Here is a 17,703-nt window from a genome sequence, read left to right on the forward strand (position 1 = left end):
TTGGGTGATGCAAAAAGCAAAAGGCAGGACCGGTCAGATCAAACCGGCGTTGCGCAGCGCGGTTTCTACCACAGGCTGGTTGGCGGCCGACAATTCGGTCATGGGCAGGCGCAGCGTGCCGCCGCAATGGCCCATGCGCGCCACGGCCCATTTCACGGAGATGGGGTTGGCTTCCACGAACAGGTGCTTGTGCAGGGGCATGAGCTGGAACTGAATTTCCATCGCGCGCTGGATGTTGCCGGCCAGCGCGGCTGCGCACAGTTCGCTCATCAGGCGTGGGGCCACGTTGGCGGTGACCGACACGTTGCCGTGGCCACCGCACAGCATCAGGGCCACAGCGGTCGGGTCATCGCCGGAGTACACGCCAAAGCCCTGGGGCACATCGCGGATCAGCCATTGGGCGCGCTCGATGTTGCCCGTGGCTTCCTTGATGCCGAAGATGCTGTCGATCTGTGCCAGGCGCAGCACGGTATCGTGCAGCATGTCGGCCCCGGAGCGGCCGGGCACGTTGTACAGCATCATGGGCAGGTCGCCCACGGCTTCGGCAATCGCCTTGAAGTGCTGGTACTGGCCTTCCTGGGTCGGCTTGTTGTAGTAGGGCACGACCTGCAGCTGGCTGTCGGCGCCCACCTTCTTGGCGTACTTGGCCAGCTCGATCGCCTCGTGGGTGCTGTTGGCACCGCAGCCGGCCATCACGGGCACGCGGCCCGCCGCTTGCTCGACGGCCACGCGAATGATTTCGCAGTGTTCCTCCACGTTGACCGTGGGAGATTCGCCCGTGGTGCCGACCACGCCGATGCAATTCGTGCCTTCGGCGATGTGCCAGTCGATCAGTTTGCGCAGGCTGGGGTAGTCGACGCTACCGTCGGCGTGCATGGGTGTGACAAGGGCAACGATGCTGCCCTGCAGGGCGACGGAAGAAGTGGTCATGTCCGCAAAGTGAAACGGGAAAAAAAGCATTCTACCCAGCCGCTTTCGGGGTGCGGACACAGGCTCGACACAGAGGCAACGAGTACGCTGCTGTTTGTGGCTATTTTGAGGGAAATCTCTGACGCCCTGGCGAAAAACAGTTGACCGTTTGGTGGCACGCTGGCCTCTGAGGGCATGCGCCAACGCGGCCCATGTCCCCGTGGGAAAAGAGGCCGCTGCAGGCAACGGTGCTTCACGCTTCGTGGACCCAGGCGTCGACGGCCGCTTGCGCCAGGCGGTCCAGCAGGTCCGCGGCATCGGGCTGCCGCACCACGACAAAGCGCAGCGAGTCGTCGCTGGTGCGCAGGCGCACCAGGGCCAGTTGCTGCGGCGCCAGGTGCTGCGCCAGGCTGTCAAAGCCGTCCTCCATGCCGTGGCCCTGGGTGCTGGTGTCCCAGTGCCAGCCGTTGGCGCCGGGCAGCCAGCGGCTGCCGGCCAGACCGTCGGCGTCCTTCCAGTCCAGGTGGGCGAATTGCGGCCCTACGGCCAGCAGGTGCTGCCAGTACAGCGTCAGATCGTTGTCCTCGCCGTACAACTCCAGCAGGTCGGGGTCGAAGTCCGGGTCCTCGGTGTCCCAGCCAAAGGCATCGGGGTCCGGCTGCGCGACCGCCGCGCGCCAGGTGGCGACCAGGGCGGTGGCCGCCTCGGCATCGCCCAGGCACAGGGTGCGTGCCACGTCCTGCATCCAGTCCGTGTCTTCGGCATCGACCAGGTCGCTGCGGCGCAGCACGCGCACGTCGATGTCGGTGCCGCCCGTCAACTCCTGGCGTAAGACCTGGGTGATGTCGCCCCAGGTTTCCCCGGTGGGGGTGAAGCTGAAGTCCTTGAGCGAGAACCAGCCCATGGCGGCTTCGGGCCCGCTGCCAACGCCGGCCAGCAGCAGGTTTTTCTTGACCGTGCGGGCCAGTGGCGGGCACCACAGGTCCGGCGCGCTCAGCAACTGGCCCTGGGTGTTGAAAACGTGCGGCTGGCCTTCGGGGCTGTAGGCGAGCAGCTTGCCACCGGGGAAGACCTTGGGGGGCGAGTCGTTGAAGCCCCGCTCAATCTGGGCGAACGCGCAGGGCACGCGCAGCGTGCCGCTGCGGTGCAGCACGCCTTCAAGCAGGGGGCTGCTGCGGTCGCCCGGGCGCTGGCGCTGAAAGGCCACGGCCAGTCCGTTCTTGGGGTTGAAGTTCAGCACATGCTCATAGGGGCTGTCGAACAGGGGCTGGCCCGCGGCATCCAGCACCATCACGGTGTCGTCGCTGCGGCGTGCGCGGATCAACTGGTCGTCGGGGAACAGGTCGATGGCCGTCAGGCCGCTGTGCAGCAAGGCCAGATCGGGCAGGCGGTGCAGGGCGTAGTGACCCTCCGCGGTGCGCGACTGCATCAGCTGCGGGGTCAACGCCCAGGCTTCGCGGTGGCCCAGGTCGGGGTGCACCAGCCACAGGCCGTTCGCATCCTGAATGCCGCAACGTTCATCCTGGCCAGGGGCCTGCGGCGGATAGCCCAGGTTGATGCAGCCGCCACTGGCGAAGGCGCTGTGGGCGCCGGCCTCCGGCGACAGCAGCCAGCGGCCATAGGGGGTGACCAGGCCGACGGGCCAGTGCTCGCGCTCGTCCTCGGTGCGGCAAGGCTGGCCGGTGCGCGGGTGCAGCCGGGGCATGACCTCGTAGGCGTCGATCTCTTCTTCCCATGCCGCGTAGTAGCGCTCTTCGTAGGCGTCGGCCAGCCAGCTGGGCCAGTCGTCGCTGTGGGCACGCTCGATGGTGGCGGTGCGTGCCACCACGGCGGGGTTCCACCAGCCCAGCTGGTGGTCCGGGTGTTGCTGCAAAGCTTGTAGCGCTTGCGGCAGGCTGGAAGAGCTGCAATCCCATAAAAGGCATTGATTGCGCTGGGCCTGCAGGAAGGCGGCAAATTCGGGGGTGCCCAGGTCGTGCGGGCACAGCGTGGCGCAGTCCAGCAGCAGCCATTGGCGCCGGCTGGTGGTGATGGTGTGGTCAATCGCCTGCCATTGCTGAGCGAGCGCGGCGGGCCAGTTGCCGGGCGCGGCGCCCAGCAGGTGCTTGAGCCATGCCCAGCGGGCCTGCACCTGGGCCATGGGCGCGGCCAGGGCCGACAGGCTGTCCGCGTCCTGGTAAAGGCTGCAAGGCACGGGCTCGGGCAAGTGCCGGGCATCGCCCATCAGCAGGCTGAACAGCAGCGGGCTGTGGTTGAACCATTCGGCCCAGCCGTCGCAGACCGCGCCGGGGAGGCCGGGTTCGGTGGGCCAGAGGGTGGTGGCGGTCGGGCGTTCGTCGTGGGCCAGCAGCAGGGCGTAATTGGGCATGGGGGCAAATGCGGAAAAGGCGCCAGAACGGGAAAAAATCAGGCGTACAGCGCCACGGGGGGCGATGCGGTCAGGCCGGGTGCGATGGCGGCCACGCGCTGCACCACGCGCTCGGGCTGGCGCAGCAGACCGTGCTCGTAGGCCACGACGGTCCAGCCGGCGCAGACCTGCAGCAGTTCACCGGGGGCCAGCAGGAAGTCGGGGCGCGAAGGCTTGCCGTAGGCGGCGTTGCCCTGGGCAAAAGTTTCGTACAGCAGCACCCCTCCGGGCCGGACGCTGGCCAGCACCTGCGGCCACAGCGGGCGCCACAGGTAGTTCGTCACCACCACGGCGTCAAAGTGGCGGTCCGGCAGGGGCCAGGGGGCGTTTTCCAGGTCGGCGACCAGGGTGTCCACCTCCGGGGGCAACGCGGCCAGCGCGTGCGCATCGCGGTCCACACCGGTCACGGCATGGCCCTGGGCGGCCAGCCAGCGGGCATGGCGGCCGCTGCCACAGGCCAGATCCAACACCTGTGCGCCCGCGGGCAGCAGGTGGGCAAAGCGTTGGACCCATGCGGAAGGTGCAGCGGTCACGGCCGCCGCGTGGGGAGAGCAAGTCATAGGCCGCCAATATACGCGGCCCTGGCCGGGGCTCAGCGCGGCTGCACATCGTCCTGCAGTGCGGCCAGCACCATGCGCTCGACCACGCCGGGCGCCAGCAGCTTGAGCCAGCGCCCCAGCTTGCCGCGAGTGGTCATCACCACCTCGCGCTGGCGGTGCTGCATGCCCGCCAGGATGAGGCGCGCGCACTCGGCCACCGGCATCGCCCCGTCTTCCTTCAGGCCGCTGCGGCCCGCGGCCTCCCCGCGGGCGTTGTAGCCGTGGTAGCGGATGCGGGTGTCCACCACGCCCGGGTAGGCCAGGGTGACACTGACGCCCTGGGGCTTGAGTTCCGCGCGCAGCGCCTCGAAAAAACCGTTCATCGCAAACTTGCTGGCGCTGTAGGCCGTGCGCCCCGGCACCCCCAGCAGGCCTGCCAGCGATGACACCGCCACAATCCGCCCGCGCCGTGCCTGCAGGTGGGGCAGGGCCGCGTGGGTGCACCACACGCTGCCCCAGAAGTTGGTGCGCATCACGCTCTCGTACCAGTGCAGGTCTTCGCTGCGCACGTCCGAGAACAGGGCATGGGCCGAGACACCGGCGTTGTTGATCAGGGTGTCGATGCCGCCAAACTGCTGCACGGCCTGGTCGATCAGGGCGCGGCATTGCGCGGGGTCGGACACGTCGGTGGGGACCACCAGCACCTGGGCCTCGCGGCAGGCCTGGGCCACGCTGGCCAGGTTGGCCGCCGTGCGGGCGGCCAGCACCAGTTGGACTTGGGATTGGTGGGTGTGGGCCAACTGGCGGGCCAGTTCAGCGCCGATGCCCTCCGAGGCACCGGTGATCACAAAGCAGGGCACAAGGCGACTCCCGGCCCACCCCCTGGGCCGGGGAGCCCAGGCTCAGAAGCAGGCCCAGATATAGCCGGCCAGTGTGACCATGAAGTCCGGCAGCGTGTACAGGGCAAACACCCCCAGCAGCACGGCCAGCACGCAGGCCCAGATCAGTGCGCGCTGCCACCAGGGCAGCGCCAGGGGCAGTGAGGAGGGGGCGGCGCTTGTCATGCCGGCCATCTTACGCGGAGGCCGGCCGGCGCACCAGGCTGGCCTCGCGGATGGGCAGGTTCACCAGCGCCGCAAAAATGCCCAGGGCGATCGACACATACCAGACCATGTCGTAATTGCCGTTCTGGTCGTACAGGTAGCCGCCCAGCCACACGCCCATGAAGCTGCCGATCTGGTGGCTGAAGAACACGAAGCCGCCCAGCATTGACAGGTGCTGCACGCCAAAGATCTGCGCGATGGTGGCATTCGTCAGCGGCACCGTGGACAGCCACAGAAAGCCCATGGCGGCGGTGAAGCAATAGACCGACCACGGCGACAGCGGCGCCAGCAGGAACAGTACCGTCACCACCGAGCGCAGGCCGTAGATGCCCGACAGCACGTAGCGCTTGCGCATGGGGTACTTTTGGCCCAGGTTGCCCGCCAGGTAGGTGCCGAAGATGTTGAACAGCCCCACCAGTGCCAGGCCGATGCTGGCCACGTGTGGGGCCATGCCGAAGTCCTTGAGGTAGCTGGGCATGTGCACGCCGATGAACATCACCTGGAAGCCGCAGACGAAATAGCCCGACAGCAGCAGCACGAAGCTGGGGTTGGTCCAGGCTTCCTTCAGGGCCTGGCCCACCGTCTGCTCGCGGTGCAGCACCGCGCCCTTGCCAAAGCCTGGCTCGCGCAGGCCGAAGGCCAGCACGGCGATGATCAGCGCCATCAGCGCCAGGATCAGCAGCGCATTGCTCCAGCCGAACTGGGCAATCAGCGTGCCTTCCACCGGCACCATGAAGAACTGGCCGAACGAGCCGGCCGCGGCCGTCACACCCATCGCCCAGCTGCGCCGTTCCACCGGAATCTGGCGCCCCAGCACGCCGTAGATCACGGCATAGGTGGTGCCGGCCTGTGCCGCCCCGATCATCAGCCCCGTGGTCAGGGTGAACAGCAGCGTGGTCGGCGACAGCGCCATGCCCACCAGCCCCAGCGCGTACAGGATGGCGCCGCCAATCAGCACCTTGAAGGCGCCGATGCGGTCGGCAATCATGCCCACGAAGATGCCGAACACGCCCCAGGACAGGTTCTGGATGGCAATCGCCAGCGAGAAGCTCTCGCGCGTCCAGCCCATTTCCTGGGTGATGGGCAGCAGCCACAGACCGAAGCCATGCCGAATGCCCATGGCCAGTGTCACGACCATGCCCCCGCACAGCAGCACCTGGAGCATGGGCAGGCGCGGCGTGGATTGTTGTGATTGGTTTTGCATGGAAAGCAATGTAGCGAATTGCTTCTGCACCTGCTGCCACCTGCGGGATAGGCATTGCATATTCCCGCCCTCAAATGGCACGATGCCGGCTTTGCGACTCGGAGTCTGGTCTTGGTTACTGTGAATTTATCCAGCACTGGGCTGTGGCCGGAACTACAATCCGCCCCCATGGCAGCTAAACCCTCTACTTCTGCATCCGCGTATTCCGAAGGCTCGATCCGCGTGCTCAAGGGCCTGGAGCCCGTCAAGCAACGCCCGGGCATGTACACCCGCACCGACAACCCCCTGCACATCCTGCAGGAGGTGATCGACAACGCCGCCGACGAAGCGCTGGCCGGTTTCGGCAAGAAAATCAAGCTCACCCTGCACACCGACGGTTCGGTCAGTGTGGAAGACGATGGCCGCGGCATTCCGTTTGGCCTGCACCCCGAGGAAAAAGCCCCCGTGGTGGAGCTGGTCTTCACCCGCCTGCACGCCGGCGGCAAGTTCGACAAGGGCAACGGCGGGGCCTACAGCTTTTCCGGCGGCCTGCACGGCGTGGGCGTGTCCGTGACCAATGCCCTGGCCACGCGCCTGGAAGTGACCGTGCACCGCGACGGCGAAGTCGCCACGCTGGCGTTTTCCGGTGGCGATGTGGTCGAACCCCTGGCCCGCCGTGCCATGGTGGCCGGCGACCGCAAGCAGGGCACCACGGTGCGTGTCTGGCCCGACGCCAAATACTTCGACAGCCCCCACCTGCCCATGGGCGAGCTGGTGCACCTGCTGCGCTCCAAGGCCGTGCTCATGCCCGGCGTCAGCGTCACGCTGACGAATGAAAAGACCAAGGACGTCCAGCAGTGGCAGTACAAGGGCGGCCTCAAGGACTACCTGGAGCAGACGCTGACCGCCGACGCCGTCATCCCGTTGCTCGAAGGCGAAGGCTATGCCGACAAGCTCAGCGACACCTTCAGCGAAGGCGAAGGCGCCGCCTGGTGCCTGGCCTTCACCGAGCAGGGCGCGCCCATGCGCGAGAGCTACGTCAACCTGATTCCCACCACCGCCGGTGGCACGCACGAAAGCGGCCTGCGCGATGGCCTGTTCCAGGCCGTCAAAAGCTTCATCGAGCTGCATGCCCTGCTGCCCAAGGGCGTCAAGCTGATGCCCGACGACGTGTTCGCGCGCGCCAGTTTCGTGCTATCGGCCAAGGTGCTGGACCCGCAGTTCCAGGGTCAGGTCAAGGAAAAGCTCAACAGCCGCGATGCCGTGCGCCTGGTCTCGGGCTTCGTGAAGCCCGCCATGGAGCTGTGGCTCAACGCGCATGTGGAGTTCGGCAAGAAGCTGGCCGAGCTGGCCATCAAGGCTGCGCAAATCCGCCAGAAGGCCGGCCAGAAGGTCGAGAAGCGCAAGGGCTCTGGCGTGGCCGTGCTGCCCGGCAAGCTGACCGACTGCGAAAGCCGCGACATTGCCGACAACGAGGTGTTCCTGGTCGAGGGCGACTCCGCCGGCGGCTCGGCCAAGATGGGCCGCGACAAGGCCACCCAGGCCGTGCTGCCGCTGCGCGGCAAAGTGCTCAACACCTGGGAGGTGGACCGCGACCGCCTGTTCGCCAACAACGAGGTGCACGACATCTCCGTGGCCATTGGCGTCGACCCCCACGGCCCCGAGGACACGCCCGACCTGTCCGGCCTGCGCTACGGCAAGATCTGCATCCTGAGCGATGCGGACGTGGACGGCTCGCACATCCAGGTCCTGTTGCTGACCCTGTTCTTCAAGCACTTCCCCAAGCTGATTGAAGCCGGCCATGTGTACATCGCGCTGCCGCCGCTGTTCCGCGTGGACGTGCCTGCGCGTGGCAAGAAGCCCGCCGCCAAGGTCTATGCCCTGGACGAGGGGGAGCTGAACGCCATCCTCGACAAGGCCGCCAAGGAAGGCGTGGCGCGCGAGAAGTGCCAGATCAGCCGCTTCAAGGGCCTGGGCGAGATGAATGCCGAGCAGCTGTGGGAAACCACGCTCAACCCCGACACCCGCCGCCTGCTGTCCGTGCAGGTCAGCAGCCTGGATGCGGCCGCTTCGGCCCACATCTTTGGCCAGCTGATGGGCAAGGGCGAAGCCGCCGCGCGCCGCGAGCTGATGGAGCTGCACGGCGACGCGGTGGAGGTGGATATCTGATTTGTCCGGCTTGCCAACGGCGCACACAGTGCTTAAATGTGAGTGATGACTAACGCCGCCCCCTCGACCGCCCTGTGCCCCAGCGCCCGCCTGGCGCGTGCGCGCTGTGCGCTGCGCCAGCTGGCGTTGGCCGGCCTGGGCATGGTGGCCAGTGTGCAGGCCCAGGCCCAGACCCCGGCGCCGTCCACAGGGGACACCTGGTTTTTCGTCGACCTCCAGGGCGAGCTGCACTACGCCACCGAGCAGGTGGACGAGCGCTACCACCGCTTCTCCATCAGCCCGCTGCCCCCGGGTGACGGCCCGCTGTTTGTGGACGTGCGCGCGGCCGCCAGTGCCCTGGCCGAGGCGACGCAGACCGACCCCGAAGCCGCAGTGCGCTACTTTGCCGAAAGCAGTGGCTACCAGCGCCATGCCGGCCAGCTGCGGGCTGCCGCCGACCAGCATGGCGTGGACGAGCAATTGCTCAAGGCCATCGCCACGGCGGAGTCGGGCTTCAACGCCCAGGCGGTCTCGCCCAAGGGGGCCATCGGGCTGATGCAGGTCATCCCGGACACGGCCCTGCGCTTTGGCGTGGAGGGCGACAAGAAGCGCTCGCTGGAGCAAAAGCTCAAGGACCCCGCCATCAACGTGCCGCTGGGCGCGCGCTACCTGCGCCACCTGCAGACCCTGTTCCCGGGCCGCACCGACCTGGTGGTGGCCGCCTACAACGCCGGAGAGGGGGCCGTGCAGCGCTACGGCAACCGGATTCCGCCTTACCAAGAAACGCAAAATTACGTGAAAACCGTGATGACCCTCTACCAGAGCCTGCAGCCCCGCTGGGGCGGCGACAGCGTCTCCACCCTGTGCAACATGCCTGCCCAGCAGGTGTGCAGCGTGGCCCGCAGCGCGCGCCTGCGCACCAGCCTGCCGGCCCGCCGAGGGCGCACCGTCCGGTGATGCGGCGCCGCGTTGCGCACCGCCCGCACCCACGTCCCTGATTCAGATGCAGGGCCCCGGCATTGGAGGAGATGCCGAGTGCCCGCAGCCACAACGAAGAAACCATGAGCGAACACACCCCATTGTTGGACCTCTCCACCCAGGCTTCGGGTGATGCCCTGGAGCTGGGCCAGTACGCCCAGCGTGCCTACCTGGAATACGCGCTGAGCGTGGTCAAGGGCCGTGCCCTGCCCGACGTGGCCGATGGCATGAAGCCCGTGCAGCGCCGCATCCTGTATGCGATGGAGCGCATGGGCCTGAGCTATGGCGGCCCCAACAACAACACCGCCGCCAAGCCCGTCAAATCCGCCCGCGTGGTGGGTGATGTGCTGGGCCGCTTCCACCCGCACGGCGACCAGTCCGCCTACGACGCCCTGGTGCGCATGGCCCAGGACTTCAACCAGCGCTACCCGCTGATCGACGGCCAGGGCAACTTCGGCAGCCGCGACGGCGACGGCGCTGCCGCCATGCGCTACACCGAGGCGCGCCTGTCCAAGATCACCACGCTGCTGCTCGACGAGATCGACGAGGGCACGGTCGACTTCGTGCCCAACTACGACGGCAGCACGCAGGAGCCCAGCCAGCTGCCCGCACGCCTGCCGTTTGCCCTGCTCAACGGCGCCAGCGGCATTGCCGTGGGCCTGGCCACGGAAATCCCCAGCCACAACCTGCGTGAAGTGGCCAGCGCCTGCGTGGCCCTGCTCAAGCAGCCCGGCCTGTCGGACGACGAGCTGTACACCCTGATCCCCGGCCCCGACTACCCCGGTGGCGGCCAGATCATCAGCAGCGAGCAGGACATCCGCAACGCCTACAGCACCGGGCGCGGCAGCCTCAAGGTGCGCGCGCGCTGGAGCATCGAGGAACTGGCGCGTGGCCAGTGGCAGATGGTGGTCAACGAGCTGCCACCCGGCGTGTCGGCGCAGAAGATCCTGGAAGAGATCGAGGAACTCTCCAATCCCAAGGTCAAGACCGGCAAAAAAGCGCTGACGCAGGAGCAGCAGCAGCTCAAGGCCACCGTGCTGTCCGTGCTGGACGGCGTGCGCGACGAGTCTAGCAAGGACGCCCCCGTGCGCCTGGTGATCGAGCCCAAGACCGGCAAGACACCGCAGCAGGACCTGATCACCACCTTGCTGGCCCACACCAGCCTGGAGAGCAACGCCAGCATCAACCTCACCATGATCGGCCTGGACGGCCGTCCGGTGCAGAAATCGCTGCGCCAGATGCTGCAGGAGTGGGTGGAGTTTCGCCAGACCACCATCACCCGCCGCTCCACGCACCGGCTGGAGAAGGTGCAGGCCCGCATCCACATCCTCGAAGGGCGGCAGATCGTGCTGCTCAACATCGACGAGGTGATCGCCATCATCCGCGAGAGCGACGAGCCCAAGGCCGCACTGATCGCCCGCTTTGACCTCAGCGACCGCCAGGCCGAGGACATCCTCGAAATCCGCCTGCGCCAGTTGGCGCGGCTGGAAGCCATCAAGATCGAAAAGGAACTGAACGAGCTGCGCGAGGACGAAGGCAAGCTGCAGGACATCCTGGCCAACCCCAAGAGCCTGCAGCGCCTGATGGTCAAGGAGATCGAGGCCGACGCCAAGACCTTTGCCGACGAGCGCCGCACCCTGATCCAGGAAGAGAAGAAGGTCACCGCCGAGATCAAGGTGCCTGACGAACCCGTCACCGTCATCGTCTCGGACAAGGGCTGGGTGCGCACCCACAAGGGCCATGGCCACGAGGCCGGCAACTTCAGCTTCAAGGCCGGCGACCAGCTGTGGGGCACCTTTGAATGCCGCACCGTGGACCAGCTCATCGTCTTCGGCACCAACGGCCGCGTCTACAGCGTGCCCGTGGCCACCCTGCCGGGCGGGCGTGGCGATGGCCAGCCCATCAACACCCTGATCGACCTGGAAGCCGGCAGCAAAATCGCCAGCTACTTCGCCGGCCCGGTCAGCGCGCAACTGCTGATCAGCGGCAGCGGCGGCTATGGCTTCATCGCCAAGGTCGAGTCCATGTGCGCCCGCAACAAGGGCGGCAAGGGCTTTGTCACCATCCAGGACGGCGAAACCCTGTGCCAGCCCTCCGTCATCGGCGGCACCAACGGCAGCGTGGAACTGCCCGATGCCACCCACGTCGCCTGCCTGACGGCCAGCGGCAACGTGCTGACCTATGCCTTGTCCGAACTCAAGCTCATGACCGGCGGGCGCGGCCTGCAGCTGATGAAGGTCGAGGACCAGGACGCCCTGGTCGGCGCCGCTGCCTACACCCGCTCCGTGCGCATCACCGGCGTGGGCCGCGGCGGCAAGGAGCGGGAGGAATCGCTGGAGATCCGCTCGCTGAATGCCGCACTGGGCAAGCGCGGGGCCAAGGGCAAGACCACGGGGTGGACGTTCAAGCCCACGGGGATTTTCCGGGCGGAGTGAGGATCTGCTAATTGGATAGCTGGAGGCGCTTGTTGGATCAGCGCTGGAGGCTGAAAAGGCTGTTAACTCTTTGCGGAGTTAGCAGCCTTTTTGTTTATGTGCTGTGCTTCTTGTTTGTGCTGTATTTGTCGCTTTTCTTGCAGAGGCCGGTTTGTCGCACCGGCGGGCGAGTAACTTTCTTGTCCGCGACAAGAAAGTCACCAAAGAAACGCGTCTGCCGACGGCTGTCCGGCGGAACTCACTGCGCTCCTGCGTCGCTTCGTTCAAACAGTCGCCGGAAATTAGAGTTTTGATCGGCGCTGTTGCATAAATCCAATTTGAGGCGATTGACCCCAACCCCCAGCCGTGGCTATGCCACGGCTGCCGTCTGAGGACGGCCAAGTTCAGTAAATCGATTCAAGATGGCTGCTCGGATATGCAGCTCGTTCACTTGGCGTTCAAAGGTGCGGGACATCACCCGCTCGCCCAAACGTTTGATGCAGTTCATCTTGGCTTCCACCAAGCTTCGCCGGTGGTAGCCAATCCAGCGTTTCCATATACTTCGCCCCAGCCGCCTGCACGCAGCAATCGCTGCATTGCGGCGCTCGAACACAGCACCCCTGCGCACTCGTGCATTCTTGCGGGGAGGAATGATGGGGATTGCACCGTGCCTGATGACCGCTTCATAGGCGGGCTGTGTATCGTAGGCGCCATCACCGATAAGACTTTGAAGCGTTTCATCGGGCGGCAGTTGCTCCAGCAAGTCGCTGAGCACTGAGGCATCACTGACGTTATTACTCGTCACGCAGATGGCCCGAATCTGCAAGGTATCCGCATCGATACCAATGTGCAGCTTACGCCATTGACGGCGGTATTCAGCGCCGTGCTTTTTGCATTTCCACTCGCCTTCACCCAGAAACTTGATGCCTGTCGAATCAACCAGCAGGTGCAAGCCTGCTTTACTGCGGGTGTACGGAATCTGGACATCCAAATCTCGCTGCCGCCTGCACAGGGTGCTGAAGTCTGGAGAGGACCAGGCAAGGCCACACAGTTGCAGCACCGACTCCACCAAGCCTGTAGTTTGTCTCAGCGCCAAGCCAAACAGGTTCTTGAGCGTCAAACAGAATTGAATGGCAGCATCCGAGAACTTCGGGCTTCGCCCGCGTTTGCCGCTTGCAGCGGCAAACCAACACATGCGCTTGTCCAGCCACACCGTCAAAGAGCCGCGGGCCTTGAGAGCTGCGTTGTACTGTTTCCAGTTTGTGGTGCGGTAGCGGGGCTTACGGGAGTGGCTCATGCCGCAAGCCTACCGCTTGCTGAGCAACGATTTATGCAACAACGCCTTTGCTTCGTAGTTTTCACTTTTCCTAGGCTTTCTAGTAACTTTTCCCTCGAAAAGAGTATTCAAAACTTCGCTAAATAATCGCCCCAAGCCTCCTAAGCTTTCAGAGGCAGGATAAATACTAACCTTTCCTAAATCTGATTTAGAACCTTCGTTTTCTACATTTACAAAAAAATTTTTCATATTCTTTAATTAAAAACAAAATCCTCAGGCCACAAAAAATAAGGCCCAAACTTGGACTTCGCCACAAACTCAATCCCAGCTTGTTTAGCAGCAGGTGTGAGGTAATGGCGCCCGTTGTCTGCGGTGAGTAACTGCACCGCCACAGCCTTGGCCAGCCATTCGCCGGTTTTCATGCCGTGCTTTTGGGCGATGCGGGAGGTGGAGAGTTTTTGCGGGCCGTTGCCGTTGGGGCGGGCTTCGTCGTCGGTGGCGTCGGTGCTGTCGCTGGCGGCGGTGGCTTCGTCCGCGGTGCTGACACGTTCCATGCTGATGCGCACCTCATCGCTGATGCGGATGATGCGTTGCGCTTCTTCGTAGGTGTCTTTGTAGAGTTCGGCATCGTCCTCGCGGCGGATGAGGATGCCCATTTCGTTGTTATTGATCTGGCTGAACTCGTAGAGGTTCAGGCTGGTGACGATGGCGTCGGCCTCGTTCAGGTAGCACTTGGCGTGCAGGTTTTTGCAAAAGCTGGTGCGGATATAGCTTTGCGCTTTGAGCCATTCAATTTCCTGCGGCTGCAGCTCGCTTTTGCCGTAGACGATGCGCACGTCGATCTTCAGGCGGTTCTTGTCCTCCAGCAGCTCTTTCATGCGGTCGTTGAGCTTGAGAAAGGGGCTGATCAGCACCAGCCGGTCCTTGGCGCCCTTGATGAGTTCTTCCAGGAAGTAATTGGTGGCGGACGTATTGAGAAACTTGGCCATGCTGCCTCGCTTGCAGTGAAAGATTTTTCCTACAGACGAGTCTAGGAAGACTGCTATGCATTGCGAAGCAGGGCGTTGTATTTGTAAGGAAAGGTGACGAGCGGTTTTGCATTCACCGCGCGATGTGAATGGGTCTATTTGGGGTTTTGAAAGCAATTGGCCTCTGGCCCTTATCCATCCAGCGCGACCAGCTATCAAAATATGGTGCTGCCTGACACCTTCATGGACTGCGCCGTCCTGGTCGTCCTCAGCGCCTGCGCCAAGGCGCACAGCGCTCGCCTGCCCGCATGCCACGCCGACCTGTTTCGCAGCGCCGCTGCGGCAGACCAGCGAAGCAAACCGGCTGCGTGATGCAGCATGTGGCAGTGAAAAAGCGCAGCACCACCGGTGTGCGCGCCAGCGTTGCGCACGGCGTGGAGGTTCTTCTGATTTCCGGCGGCTGTGCGAGCGCAGCGCCACAGGCGCGCTGCAAGTTCCGTTGGACAGCCGCATGCCAGGCTCGCCTTTTTGGGGGCACTTGCTTGGGGCGAAGCCAAACCCAGGCGGTGCGCCCGCCGGGCGAAATCCCGGCCTCTGTCCCTGCAAGGCGCCACGGCCATTCGCGGCGATCCGCTATCGCGCCGCAGGCGCGGCAAGCCATGCATGGTGGTGCATCCACCCAACACCCACCCCGTCGGCAGGGCGTTGCCCCACTGCCGCGGCTTGCCGGTTGCTGTCCGCGCCAAGATGCAGGCGTGCACAGGGAATGGCCGTGGCGCAGGGGGAGCCCAGTGCTGCGTTCACAGCGTCGCTCGCACCGACCTTGCAAGGAGGGTGGACATGCCAGGCTTTCACACCGCAGTGCTGACCGTGTTGGCCATGCTGGCTTTTGCGGCCAATTCCTTGCTGTGCCGGCTGGCGCTGCAGTCCTATGCCATCGATGCGGCCAGCTTCACGGCGGTGCGGCTGGTGTCGGGGGCGCTGGTGCTGGCGCTGGTGGTGCGGCTGCGTGCCCCGTCGGCGGCGGCGGGCCGTGGCCGCTGGGGTTCGGCGGCGTGGCTGTTTGTGTATGCGGCGGCGTTTTCGCTGGCCTACCTGCAGTTGCCGGCGGGTGTGGGCGCGCTGCTGCTGTTTGGGGCGGTGCAGGCCACGATGGTGGGTGTGGGCCTGTGGCGGGGCGAGCGGCTGGCGCTGCGCCAATGGGCCGGGCTGGTGCTGGCCCTGGGCGGACTGGTGGTGCTGCTGCGGCCCGGGCTGTCGGCCCCACCCTGGGGTGCGGCGGGGCTGATGCTGTTGGCCGGTGTGGCCTGGGGGGCATATTCGCTGCGCGGCAAGGGGGCGAAAGACCCGGTGGGGGTGACGGCGGGCAACTTTCTGCTCGCTGCGCCGCTGGCGCTGCTCATGTGGGGGCTGATGGCGGGCCAGGCCTCCGTCAGCGCAGCGGGGCTGGCCTATGCGCTGTGCTCTGGCGCGCTGACGTCCGGGCTGGGGTATGTGGCCTGGTATGCGGCGCTGCCGCAGTTGAAGGCGGGCACGGCGGCGTCGGTGCAGCTGAGCGTGCCGTTGCTGGCGGCCATAGGGGCCGTGTTGCTGCTGGGGGAAAGCTGGACGCTGCGGTTGTCACTGGCGGGGGCGGCCATCCTGGGTGGGATTGCGCTGGTGGTGCTGGTGCGGCCTGGGCCGCCGCCTGCGGTGAACGTTGCTCCAGGGCGCCAGCCCTGAGCGCCTGCCGGTGTGCTGGTGACGTGGTGGCCCAATCGGACTGGGGGGCCGTGGAGCAAACCTGGCTGGTGGCTGGTGGTGTCAGGGCTTTATCAAAAAATATAGCTTGCAGCGCTTGCCAGATCATCGCAGCAGCCATAAATGGGTACAAAGCCTCCACACCCCCCAAAGCGCTTTAACCTAGGGCTTTTGGCAGCCATTTTTTTCTCCCCTATGAGCATTTCCACCTCCGGCCCCGTCACCCGCCACCATGTGGGCGCCCGCCTGTCTGAAATCGCCATCCACCACGGCACCGTCTATCTGGCGGGGCAGATCCCCGAGAACAATCCCGGCGCCGACATGCGCGTGCAGACCGAGGAGGTGCTGGGCCATGTGGAGCGCCTGCTGAACGAGGCCGGCAGCAGCAAGGCCCACATCCTGATGTGTCAGATCTTCATCCGCGAGGCGCAGGACATTGCAGCGATGAACGCGGTGTGGGACGCCTGGATCGTGCCCGGGCACACGCCGCCGCGTGCGACGGTGATTGCGCCGGCCATCAACCCGGACTACCGCATCGAGGTCATCGTCACGGCCGCGCAAATCGCCGCGGTCTGAGTTCGGCATAAAAACGGGCTTACGCGAAGACCCAGCAATCGCTGTCAGCTATGGATTTGAAAGCAATGGCGGCGCAGGCGGTGCGCAGCAGGGGCGGTGCCCTCAGTCCTTGGCCATGTGGCGCGACAGCACCAGCAGGGCGGCCACGGACAGCAGGCCCAGCGCGGCCGACAGCCACAGGGCCTGGCCCTGCCACTGCGCCAGCGCCACGCCAAACAGCCACGGTGCCAGTGCCTGGGCCACGCGCGCGGGGCCTTGCAGCAGGCCCTGGCGGTGGCCATAGCCCTGGGGGCCAAACAGTTGCAGCGGCAACGTGCCCCGGGCAATCGTCAGCATGCCGTTGCCTGCGCCGTGCAACACGCCAAACAGCAACGCGCCGGGCGGCCCCAGCAGCAACAGCAGGGCGGCGCCCACGGGGTGCAGCACGGTCGCCAGCCGGGCGTTGACCAGTGGCGGCAGGTGGCGCAGCAGGCTGAACTCCAGCAGGCGCGCGGCCACCTGGGCTGGCCCCATCAGCATGCCCACCGTCAGGGCCAGCCCGGCCGCGATGCCGCAGGCCTGCAGCAGCGCTGGCAGGTGTGCGGCCATGGCGCTGCTGATAAAGCCCGAGGCCGCAAACACCAGGGCCAGCAGGCCGGTGCGCAGATCGAGCCGGGGGCGTGGTGCGCCGTCAGGCTCCGCCGCGGGTGCTGGTGCGGGCGTGGGCGCCTGCCGGTCGCTGGGCAGGGACAGGTACAGCGGCAGGCAGAGGACCAGGTGCACGCCGGCCCAGACCCAGCAGGTGCTGCGCCAGCCCCAGTGCAGCTGCATCCAGTGCGTCAGCGGCCAGCCGACGGTGCTGGCAAAGCCGGCCAGCAAGGTGATGCCGGTGATGGCCTTGCGCGCCTGCTGGCCGTACAGGCGCACCACGGTGGCAAAGGCCGCTTCGTACAGACCGCTGGCAATCCCCAGGCCCAGGCCGCACCAGGCCAGCAGCAGCGACCACAGGCCTTGCGCATGGCCCAGGGCCACCAGACTGGCGGCAAACAGCACGCTGGTGGCCGCCAGGATGGCGCGCCCGCCCCAGCGGTCCATGGCCTGGCCGACGCGCGGCCCCACCAGGGCGGCCACCCCCAGCGCAAGGGAAAAGGCGGCAAACACCGTGGGCGTGGCCAGCCCCAGATCGGCCGCCATGGGGGCGGCCAGCATGGCAGGCAGGTAGTAGGTGGAGGCCCAGGCCAGGGTCTGGGCCAGACCGAGGGTGAGGACGACGCGGCGTTGGGAGGGCGGGGCCATGGCGGGTGCGGGCAAGCGGTGACCGCATGGTAGCCGTTGCGAGGGGGCGCGCCGGTACATATGGGGACAGGGTGAAGGGCTGGGCTTTCGCACGGCGGCGATGGGTTGCCGCAGCCTGGAATCTCGGCTTGAGCCAGGGCCAGGGCCAGAGCCAGGGCCAGGGCCAGAGCCAGGGCCAGGGCCAGAG

15 protein-coding genes are annotated in these 17,703 nt (G+C 65.9%); 5 read left to right on the forward strand and 10 right to left on the reverse strand.

All coding sequences use genetic code 11. From position 1 onward, the window contains the following. Positions 1–33: 33 nt before the first annotated feature. The 6 genes from dapA to KAQ61_RS02855 form a co-directional block, all read right to left on the reverse strand. Positions 34–930: a 4-hydroxy-tetrahydrodipicolinate synthase gene (gene dapA / locus KAQ61_RS02830; protein WP_210930422.1), complete on the reverse strand. Its 897-nt coding sequence runs from the start codon at positions 928–930 to the stop codon at positions 34–36. Between the two features lie 232 nt (positions 931–1,162). Then, positions 1,163–3,277, reverse strand: a complete 2,115-nt coding sequence (locus KAQ61_RS02835) for a DUF7822 domain-containing protein (RefSeq protein WP_210930423.1) — start codon at positions 3,275–3,277, stop codon at positions 1,163–1,165. 38 nt (positions 3,278–3,315) lie between these two features. Continuing rightward, on the reverse strand, positions 3,316–3,876 hold the full coding sequence (locus KAQ61_RS02840) for a class I SAM-dependent methyltransferase (RefSeq protein WP_210930424.1): 561 nt from the start codon (positions 3,874–3,876) through the stop codon (positions 3,316–3,318). 32 nt (positions 3,877–3,908) lie between these two features. Beyond that, complete coding sequence (locus tag KAQ61_RS02845) at positions 3,909–4,715, reverse strand: SDR family oxidoreductase (RefSeq protein ID WP_210930425.1); 807 nt, start codon at positions 4,713–4,715, stop codon at positions 3,909–3,911. A gap of 42 nt (positions 4,716–4,757) precedes the next feature. Next, positions 4,758–4,919: a hypothetical protein gene (locus KAQ61_RS02850; protein ID WP_183301493.1), complete on the reverse strand. Its 162-nt coding sequence runs from the start codon at positions 4,917–4,919 to the stop codon at positions 4,758–4,760. Between the two features lie 10 nt (positions 4,920–4,929). After that, the gene (locus tag KAQ61_RS02855; protein ID WP_154164531.1) at positions 4,930–6,123 is read right to left on the reverse strand and encodes an MFS transporter; all 1,194 of its coding nucleotides are present in this window, start codon (positions 6,121–6,123) and stop codon (positions 4,930–4,932) included. A 207-nt stretch (positions 6,124–6,330) separates the two neighbouring features. Here KAQ61_RS02855 and KAQ61_RS02860 point away from each other — a divergent pair, with 207 nt between their 5' ends. From KAQ61_RS02860 to parC, 3 genes are all read left to right on the forward strand, one after another. Beyond that, positions 6,331–8,310, forward strand: coding sequence for a DNA topoisomerase IV subunit B (locus KAQ61_RS02860; RefSeq protein WP_210930426.1), 1,980 nt, complete (start codon positions 6,331–6,333; stop codon positions 8,308–8,310). Between the two features lie 45 nt (positions 8,311–8,355). Continuing rightward, complete coding sequence (locus KAQ61_RS02865) at positions 8,356–9,246, forward strand: lytic transglycosylase domain-containing protein (protein ID WP_210930427.1); 891 nt, start codon at positions 8,356–8,358, stop codon at positions 9,244–9,246. A gap of 104 nt (positions 9,247–9,350) precedes the next feature. Beyond that, complete coding sequence (gene parC, locus KAQ61_RS02870) at positions 9,351–11,702, forward strand: DNA topoisomerase IV subunit A (RefSeq protein WP_210930428.1); 2,352 nt, start codon at positions 9,351–9,353, stop codon at positions 11,700–11,702. A 349-nt stretch (positions 11,703–12,051) separates the two neighbouring features. Here the strand turns inward: parC and KAQ61_RS02875 are convergent, their stop codons facing one another. Genes KAQ61_RS02875 through KAQ61_RS02885 form a run of 3 tightly spaced genes read right to left on the reverse strand, consistent with a single transcriptional unit; the run spans position 12,052 to position 13,946 of the window. Beyond that, on the reverse strand, positions 12,052–12,978 hold the full coding sequence (locus tag KAQ61_RS02875; protein ID WP_042419979.1) for an IS5 family transposase: 927 nt from the start codon (positions 12,976–12,978) through the stop codon (positions 12,052–12,054). A 9-nt stretch (positions 12,979–12,987) separates the two neighbouring features. Continuing rightward, positions 12,988–13,206 carry a hypothetical protein gene (locus tag KAQ61_RS02880; RefSeq protein ID WP_210930429.1) on the reverse strand — a complete coding sequence of 73 codons (219 nt, stop codon included), beginning with the start codon at positions 13,204–13,206 and terminating at the stop codon, positions 12,988–12,990. A gap of 5 nt (positions 13,207–13,211) precedes the next feature. After that, positions 13,212–13,946 (reverse strand): phospholipase D family protein, encoded by a 735-nt coding sequence (locus tag KAQ61_RS02885; protein ID WP_210930430.1) that lies wholly within the window; start codon positions 13,944–13,946, stop codon positions 13,212–13,214. 819 nt (positions 13,947–14,765) lie between these two features. On the opposite strand from KAQ61_RS02885, the gene KAQ61_RS02890 reads away from it, so the two are divergent. Together KAQ61_RS02890 and KAQ61_RS02895 are read left to right on the forward strand one after the other, a co-directional pair. After that, complete coding sequence (locus KAQ61_RS02890) at positions 14,766–15,647, forward strand: DMT family transporter (protein ID WP_210930431.1); 882 nt, start codon at positions 14,766–14,768, stop codon at positions 15,645–15,647. Positions 15,648–15,860: 213 nt separating this feature from the next. After that, entirely contained in the window at positions 15,861–16,241 is a 381-nt protein-coding gene (locus KAQ61_RS02895) for a RidA family protein (RefSeq protein WP_210930432.1), read from the forward strand. Between the two features lie 102 nt (positions 16,242–16,343). Here KAQ61_RS02895 and KAQ61_RS02900 read toward each other — a convergent pair whose 3' ends face one another. After that, the gene (locus KAQ61_RS02900; protein ID WP_210930433.1) at positions 16,344–17,516 is read right to left on the reverse strand and encodes an MFS transporter; all 1,173 of its coding nucleotides are present in this window, start codon (positions 17,514–17,516) and stop codon (positions 16,344–16,346) included. Positions 17,517–17,703: the final 187 nt, after the last annotated feature.

It is taken from the genome of Comamonas aquatica, assembly GCF_018064205.1.
Classification (GTDB): Bacteria; Pseudomonadota; Gammaproteobacteria; order Burkholderiales; family Burkholderiaceae_C; genus Comamonas; species Comamonas aquatica.

What these genes read in the sequence shown, in the direction of transcription:
- dapA (WP_210930422.1), bottom strand. Translation starts at nt 930, where the DNA reads ATGACCACTTCTTCCGTCGCCCTGCAGGGCAGCATCGTTGCCCTTGTC.
- KAQ61_RS02835 (WP_210930423.1), bottom strand. Translation starts at nt 3,277, where the DNA reads ATGCCCAATTACGCCCTGCTGCTGGCCCACGACGAACGCCCGACCGCC.
- KAQ61_RS02840 (WP_210930424.1), bottom strand. Translation starts at nt 3,876, where the DNA reads ATGACTTGCTCTCCCCACGCGGCGGCCGTGACCGCTGCACCTTCCGCA.
- KAQ61_RS02850 (WP_183301493.1), bottom strand. Translation starts at nt 4,919, where the DNA reads ATGACAAGCGCCGCCCCCTCCTCACTGCCCCTGGCGCTGCCCTGGTGG.
- KAQ61_RS02855 (WP_154164531.1), bottom strand. Translation starts at nt 6,123, where the DNA reads ATGCTCCAGGTGCTGCTGTGCGGGGGCATGGTCGTGACACTGGCCATG.
- KAQ61_RS02860 (WP_210930426.1), top strand. Translation starts at nt 6,331, where the DNA reads ATGGCAGCTAAACCCTCTACTTCTGCATCCGCGTATTCCGAAGGCTCG.
- KAQ61_RS02865 (WP_210930427.1), top strand. Translation starts at nt 8,356, where the DNA reads ATGACTAACGCCGCCCCCTCGACCGCCCTGTGCCCCAGCGCCCGCCTG.
- parC (WP_210930428.1), top strand. Translation starts at nt 9,351, where the DNA reads ATGAGCGAACACACCCCATTGTTGGACCTCTCCACCCAGGCTTCGGGT.
- KAQ61_RS02875 (WP_042419979.1), bottom strand. Translation starts at nt 12,978, where the DNA reads ATGAGCCACTCCCGTAAGCCCCGCTACCGCACCACAAACTGGAAACAG.
- KAQ61_RS02880 (WP_210930429.1), bottom strand. Translation starts at nt 13,206, where the DNA reads ATGAAAAATTTTTTTGTAAATGTAGAAAACGAAGGTTCTAAATCAGAT.
- KAQ61_RS02885 (WP_210930430.1), bottom strand. Translation starts at nt 13,946, where the DNA reads ATGGCCAAGTTTCTCAATACGTCCGCCACCAATTACTTCCTGGAAGAA.
- KAQ61_RS02890 (WP_210930431.1), top strand. Translation starts at nt 14,766, where the DNA reads ATGCCAGGCTTTCACACCGCAGTGCTGACCGTGTTGGCCATGCTGGCT.
- KAQ61_RS02895 (WP_210930432.1), top strand. Translation starts at nt 15,861, where the DNA reads ATGAGCATTTCCACCTCCGGCCCCGTCACCCGCCACCATGTGGGCGCC.
- KAQ61_RS02900 (WP_210930433.1), bottom strand. Translation starts at nt 17,516, where the DNA reads ATGGCCCCGCCCTCCCAACGCCGCGTCGTCCTCACCCTCGGTCTGGCC.